Below are 6,303 nucleotides of genomic sequence, written 5' to 3'. Positions count from 1 at the left end.
TTACTCGTTGCGTGAAGCCCAAATAATCATCGAAAGGTGGAGGATACACTACAATACCAAACGCCCCCATAGTGCGCTGAACTTCCGCCCACCGGCTCCTGAAGTAATCATTCCAGTAGACCAAAGGCCAGTCATGCACTAACTTTCAAACCGGACCACTCAAGTGGGGCTGATCAAACGCCTTGCCCCAAAATCACAGGCCCAGTCTTCGATTCATCCCTCGCCATGGCCGACATCGCTAAAGCAGGTTTAGGCATCGCACTTCTGCCCTATGACATGTTCAAACGCAGAATTTCAGAAGGTCGCCTCGTCAGACCATTCCCCTTCGAAGTCACAATCGGCAAATACTGGCTCACCCACCTCAAGTCCAAACCTGCCCTCCCTGCAACCATCCTCTTCAAAAACTGGCTACTTACACTAGGAGCAGTTCCCCAAAATACGTTTAGTTAACCTCACAGTTTCAGCATGAGTTGAGAGGTTGACAGTTTGTAACAATCAGCTCTAATGAAAATCCCGGCTCGGGAAGAGTCTCTTTGCTTGTTCTCGTGGGTGGCGAGCTCGTGTGGCGCTGTGTGGGATGAGAGGTCGACGTGGGGCATCATCGGCTGCTGGTAATGTTTGGCCGATAACTTCGTCCAGCGGATGCCCCAGCAAGGATAAGCGGTCTGAATAGTCACTTATTTCCTGTGCGATGAGGTGCACGACAATCCCCTCTCGTTGCAGGTAACCTGTAACGTAGAGCAAGCGACCAGAAATGACTTCTCTTCGGAATTTTTGATAAACCTTCGGCCAAACCACTACGTTACAAACCCCAGTTTCGTCTTCAAGCGTCACAAAAATAACTCCAGACGCCGTTCCGGGACGCTGACGTGTAATGACAACACCGCAAACACTTGTTTGATCCAGAGAAGCTTTCTGCAAAGCAGCATGTGTTGTAAGTCCGGGTATTTCCGGACGTAGCAGTTCCATCGGATGCGCTCGCAATGATAGTCGTGTTGAAAGATAGTCTTCCACCACCTCTTCCCCCAAATGCATAACAGGCAAGTTCACATCTGGTTCAAAGATCGCCTCTCCATCAAAGGGGTCATTAAACAGAGGTAACGGTGTGGTACCTTTAATGGCCTTCACTTGCCAAAGAGCATCACGGCGATTGAGCCCCATGCTAACAAAAGCATCTGCCTCTGCCAGCTTTTCAAGTGCTGCCGGGATCACATGAGCACGCTGCCAAATGCTTTGTGGATCTGGATAGCCATTGCCACGTGCAGCCACCAGCCAAAGAGCATCTTCTTCATTAAAACCTTTGATCTGACGAAAACCAAGTTGAATAGCCAGTTGCCCGTCACTACGCCGCTCCAATGTATTATCCCACTGACTACGGTTGGCACAAATAGGCCTCACCTCCACATCATGCTCTCGGACATCTCTTATAATCTGAGCTGGAGCATAGAATCCCATAGGTTGAGAATTAAGGAGCGCACAAGCAAAAGCAGCTGGATAATGGCATTTAAGCCAGGCAGAAACATAAGCAAGCATACCAAAAGCAGCAGCATGGCTCTCTGGGAAACCGTAGTTACCAAAACCCTCAATCTGAGAAAAGCACCGCTCGGCAAACTCTAACTCATAGCCACGCTCCAACATGCCATTTACAAACCGAGCTTTGAAAGAACTAATGGTTCCCATACGCCTGAAAGTCGCAAGTGAGCGTCGCAAACGATCGGCTTCTTCTGCGGAGAATCCTGCAGCAACTTCCGCAATTCGCATGGCCTGTTCCTGAAACAGCGGCACACCAAGTGTTTTCCCCAAAACGCCTTCTAATTCTGTTGAAGGAAACGAGACTTTTTCCAGGCCTTGTCGTCGCTTAATATAGGGGTGCACCATACCACCTTGGATCGGGCCGGGACGCACAATGGCAACCTCAATCACCAGATCATAAAAGGTGCGTGGCTTCATACGCGGTAAAAAATTCATCTGAGCACGACTTTCAACCTGAAAAACACCCAGTGCATCTGCAACACAAAGCATATCGTAGGTTGGCTTATCTTCCTGTGGCACACTGTCAATTGTGAGTTGGCGCCCTTCTTTTTCTTCAATCAAAGCGAAGCACTTGCGGATGCAAGTGAGCATACCAAGGCTCAACACATCGACTTTCAGGATGCATAATGCATCAATATCATCCTTATCCCATTCAATGACTGTGCGGTCTTCCATAGATGCATTCTCGATAGGGCATAACTCATCGAGCCGACCTTGGGTAATCACAAAGCCACCTACATGCTGAGACAAATGACGAGGAAAACCAATAATCTCTTTTATGAGGCGAATGGTAAGAGCAAGGCGATGATCTGACCCAGACAGGCCGAGTTCTTTTAGTCGTTCTTCGGGTACACCTTGATCAGAAGAACCCCACATCTGCCCTGCTAAGTTTGCAAGCAGATCCTGCGACAAGCCCATAACCTTCCCAACCTCGCGGATGGCAGCACGAGATCGGAAATGAATGACGGTCGCGCACAAACCTGCGCGATGGCGACCATACTTCTGGTAAATGTGCTGAATAACTTCTTCACGGCGCTCATGCTCAAAGTCTACATCAATGTCTGGTGGCTCTCCGCGATGCTCCGAGATAAAACGTTCAAACACCATAGAAATGGTTTCTGGAGCTACATCAGTAACACCAAGCGCATAGCAGATAATGGAATTGGCAGCAGACCCTCGACCTTGACATAAAATGCCTTGAGAGCGGGCAAAGGTGACAATGTCGTGCACCGTCAGAAAATAAGCAGCAAACTTAAGCTTAGAGACAAGAGCCAACTCTTTTTCAACAAGAGAACGAACACGCTCAGTCTCTCCCTTGGGATATCTGCGTTTAATGCCTTCAAGGGTAAGCCGCTCCAACCGCTGTTGAGCCGTTTCGCTCTCACTTCCTTCCTGTGGGTATTCATAGGACAGTTGGGATAAGCAAAAAGAGCAGCGATTAGCAATCTCCTGCGTTCTTTTGACCGCAGCTGGGTACGCACGAAACAGCTGAGCCATCTCCAATGGTGTCTTGAGGCGGCGTTCACTATTAGGCAGAGCACGGCGACCAATCCTGTCTATGGTCACCCCCTCACGAATACAGGTCAGAACATCAGCCAGTTGCCGGCGACGTCCATGATGCATAAGCACATCACCAACAGCTACCATTGGTGTTGCAAGACGCAGAGCCAATTTCGCGCAAGCATCGAAGTAAGCTTGATCATTCCCATCATACTGTGGCACAGCCCCTAAAAAGACATGAGAAGGATAAGTATGCGCCGCCTGTTGAATATGCTCTCGAACTTGAAGCCTATCGATCGCCTCTTGAGGCAAAGCGATCAACATTAGACCACAAGCCCCTTCCAGAAGATCTTTTAAGAATAACTGGCATTCACCTTTTTCAGTGCGCCTTTTTCCTTTGGTAAGAAGCCGGGACAAGCGAGCATAAGCAGAGTGGTCTTGCGGTAAAGCAATCCAATCAACAGGGCTGTCCTCCAAAACCAGGCGACACCCCACCAGCAAACGCGGCAGAGACATAATAGGTTCTCGTAGGTCGTCAGCACCTTCCAGAATTTCTTGTCTACTGTTTGGATCAGTACGATGGCAGGAACGGACAGCCAGAACCTCGTCTCTTTTGCGAGCAAGCTCCTTAAGCGCTGAATAAGCACGTACAACTCCAGCCAGAGAATTTCGATCTGTTATAGCAATCGCCGAAAGCCCCAGACTGGCAGCTCGAACCACCAGTTCCTCAGGATGGGAGGCTCCGGTAAGAAACGTGAAGTTGGAGGTAACACACAATTCAGCGTAGCTCATGCAAACTCTCCTTGCACGAACCACGCTGGATTTAGTGGCGTGAAAAACATCCAGAGGCGTCGGCCTTGTTCGGTTTCCACACGCCAATAGTCTCTTACACCGGATCGCCAATTGGGATCGTCCAGCCACCACTCTGGGCAAATACGTTCTGGTCCTGTTGCGGCGGCAACCGAAAAGCGCATGCGCCGCCAGCTGAATACATTAGGCGGCTTCTTTTCATGGCCTTCAACAAGCTCTGGAGAAAACAGTTGTAAAGGACGCAAATTCTGTTCTTTCCACTGCCCCTCAGGTTCACAATAGGCTGCAGGCGATACAATAAAACTACGCTCAGGAATATGGCTATCTGCTGGCTGAAAACGTTTAATTTTTTCCAGACCAATGCGACTCCCGAGTCGCGTAATTAGATCACTCAGCACATCATTTTTCTTTGACTGAGCATTGCCGGTCTCCAGTTGCTTTAATGGCAAAGCCTCAACAGCCAAAGCTTCCAACCGTATCTGATCGATACCAAATCCTGCATCTAACTCTCCCACACTTCGCTCAAACAGCGGCAGAATGGTCATCCCCTCACGCATGGACCGAGCAAGTCGCAATTCTACCTGCACGCTGGCCTGATCAACTCGCTGACAGGTCATAAGCAACACCCGGGTGCCCATCTCTTGGCCTTTTAGCTTATCACAGATGCGTTGCAGCAATCGTTCAAGAGCCGCCATCACATCATCATAAAGACCGATAGGATCAGGAAAATTTAGCCGGGCAGCATAAGAGATATCTGGCGCCATAGCATTGATTTGCTCTGGCTGGTCACCAAACGCTTGGTCGATACGGCGCATCAATGGCAAACCAAAGCGTCGACCTAGCGTGGCCCGCGGTGTTACCAGAAGGTCACCGATAGTACGTAGACCAAGGCGCTGCAGTGTCGCACAGGTTGCCTCATCCAGCCTTAATGCTGCAGCAGGTAAAGGGCCTAAAGCTGCCTTGAGTTGTCCATTAGGGACAACGCCTCTACCGAAATGAGAAACAGCCCAAGCCCCCCCAATTGTACCAGCCAACCCAGAGCGAACATTGAGTTGATAACTCTGGAGCCGATCATGAATATCCGCGAGAAGTTCAGCTTCACTGCTGAAGAAATGAGTTGAACCCGTGACATCAAGCAACAAGCCATCGTTTCCATCGAAACCGACCCATGGGCAATACCGATCAGCCCATCGCGCCAACAGCTTTAAGAACCTGTCATCAGCATACTGGTCTGCTGAGCGTGTCAGCAAATCAGGGCATAACGCCTTAGCATCTGAAAGCCCCATACCTGAAGCCAGCCCCAATTGCATCGCTCTGCTGTTTAAACAGTATAATCGCTCTGTACTTTTTTCATGAGAGGTTACAGCAAAAGGCGCAGATGTGGGATGTGAGCGTAAAATACGATCACTGGCCATCCTCGGAAACCACAATGACACGATGCGCCTTGGCATCCCAATACACCTTCCAACCACTCAATGTTCCTATTTTGTTCTTAATGAGCTGCCAGTGTTGAAGAGTCAAGTTCTTATCGGATATATGGTTTCCCTTGAATATAGGAGAGCAGTGCCAACGAGTTTGTGTTGCATTGCTCCCAGCCCCTTCAGGTATAATGAGAATCCCGGTAGAGCCACCTTGCTCAGCTGCCAACTGCAAACGCCTGCCTGCAGTCAGATCGAGCTTTTGAGTGGCCACAGAAATTACTAGATCCACAGCGCCAGAACGCAAGCCATCTTCTGTACATGCGAGTAAATCATTGTGGTTCTCAACCTCAACCAAAACGAGATTCTTGGGAGACATAAAAGCTGCTAAACCTGCTGGATTGAGTTGCTCAATTTGCCAACCAGTCTGAAGCCACAACACTCTCATATCAGCTTGCCCGCAGGCCATCGCTGCAAATGCTGTCGCTCCGGCTCCACATACTTCATGAACCCGGCTGACTTGAAGCGGAAAAAAACTCTTAAACTCTGCCATCACGGCCCGATTATCTCTCAACAAAGAGAACATATCAAGAACATTATTTTCATAAACTCTCTTACTCATTCGCACATACATAAACGAGCAATATGAAGCAAAACTCTCATCTCACAAACTGTTGGCTACCAGAAATTTTGCAGGCATAACACACACGCTGGCATGTCCTATGACATGTTCTGATAGTGATAGGATAGGCTACGCAGCATTCTGCGGGATGTTTTGTCGCCTTATAGGAGAGAATAGAGCTGAAGCAAAAGCCCTGTAACGTGTGGGGTGATAGAGCTGGCTCGGGAAATTTGGACAGGTTGTGAAAGTGGATTTAGCTCCTGAAACTGGCATGATGCCAAGAACAGGAGACCATCATGAGCAGACGTCCTCGCCGGAACCATAGCCCGGCTTTTAAAGCGAAAGTGGCACTTGCTGCTATTCGCGGAGAAAAAACCTTGAGTGAGTTAGCTCAGGACTTTGATGTGCACGCGAACCAGA

6 protein-coding genes are annotated in these 6,303 nt (G+C 49.2%); 3 read left to right on the top strand and 3 right to left on the bottom strand.

The features are described 5' to 3' along the window. Nucleotides 1–142, top strand: a 142-nt coding sequence (locus PsAD37_RS27455; protein WP_153039653.1) for an integrase core domain-containing protein, incomplete at its 5' end; no start/stop codon positions are given. A gap of 50 nt (nt 143–192) precedes the next feature. Beyond that, a complete protein-coding gene (locus tag PsAD37_RS09465) occupies nt 193–450 on the top strand; it encodes a LysR substrate-binding domain-containing protein (protein ID WP_275078310.1) in 258 nt (85 codons plus the stop codon). A gap of 51 nt (nt 451–501) precedes the next feature. On the opposite strand, the gene PsAD37_RS09460 is transcribed toward PsAD37_RS09465, so the two are convergent. The 3 genes from PsAD37_RS09460 to PsAD37_RS09450 are packed head-to-tail and all read right to left on the bottom strand — an operon-like array spanning nt 502 to nt 5,883. After that, nucleotides 502–3,825: an error-prone DNA polymerase gene (locus tag PsAD37_RS09460; RefSeq protein WP_082826914.1), complete on the bottom strand. Its 3,324-nt coding sequence runs from the start codon at nt 3,823–3,825 to the stop codon at nt 502–504. Then, nucleotides 3,822–5,258, bottom strand: coding sequence for a DNA polymerase Y family protein (locus PsAD37_RS09455; protein WP_244272507.1), 1,437 nt, complete (start codon nt 5,256–5,258; stop codon nt 3,822–3,824). The genes PsAD37_RS09460 and PsAD37_RS09455 overlap by 4 nt, the downstream gene beginning before the upstream one ends. Next, nucleotides 5,248–5,883 (bottom strand): ImuA family protein, encoded by a 636-nt coding sequence (locus PsAD37_RS09450; protein ID WP_208991797.1) that lies wholly within the window; start codon nt 5,881–5,883, stop codon nt 5,248–5,250. The genes PsAD37_RS09455 and PsAD37_RS09450 overlap by 11 nt, the downstream gene beginning before the upstream one ends. A 296-nt stretch (nt 5,884–6,179) precedes the next feature. On the opposite strand from PsAD37_RS09450, the gene PsAD37_RS09445 reads away from it, so the two are divergent. Further along, the coding region (locus tag PsAD37_RS09445) for a transposase (RefSeq protein ID WP_193778219.1) at nt 6,180–6,303 on the top strand (124 nt) is incomplete at its 3' end.

It is taken from the genome of Pseudovibrio sp. Ad37 (assembly GCF_001623075.1).
GTDB lineage: Bacteria > Pseudomonadota > Alphaproteobacteria > Rhizobiales > Stappiaceae > Pseudovibrio.
This window is presented reverse-complemented; position numbering and strand designations above follow the sequence as displayed.

What these genes read in the sequence shown, in the direction of transcription:
- PsAD37_RS09460 (WP_082826914.1), bottom strand. Translation starts at nt 3,825, where the DNA reads ATGAGCTACGCTGAATTGTGTGTTACCTCCAACTTCACGTTTCTTACC.
- PsAD37_RS09455 (WP_244272507.1), bottom strand. Translation starts at nt 5,258, where the DNA reads ATGGCCAGTGATCGTATTTTACGCTCACATCCCACATCTGCGCCTTTT.
- PsAD37_RS09450 (WP_208991797.1), bottom strand. Translation starts at nt 5,883, where the DNA reads ATGAGTAAGAGAGTTTATGAAAATAATGTTCTTGATATGTTCTCTTTG.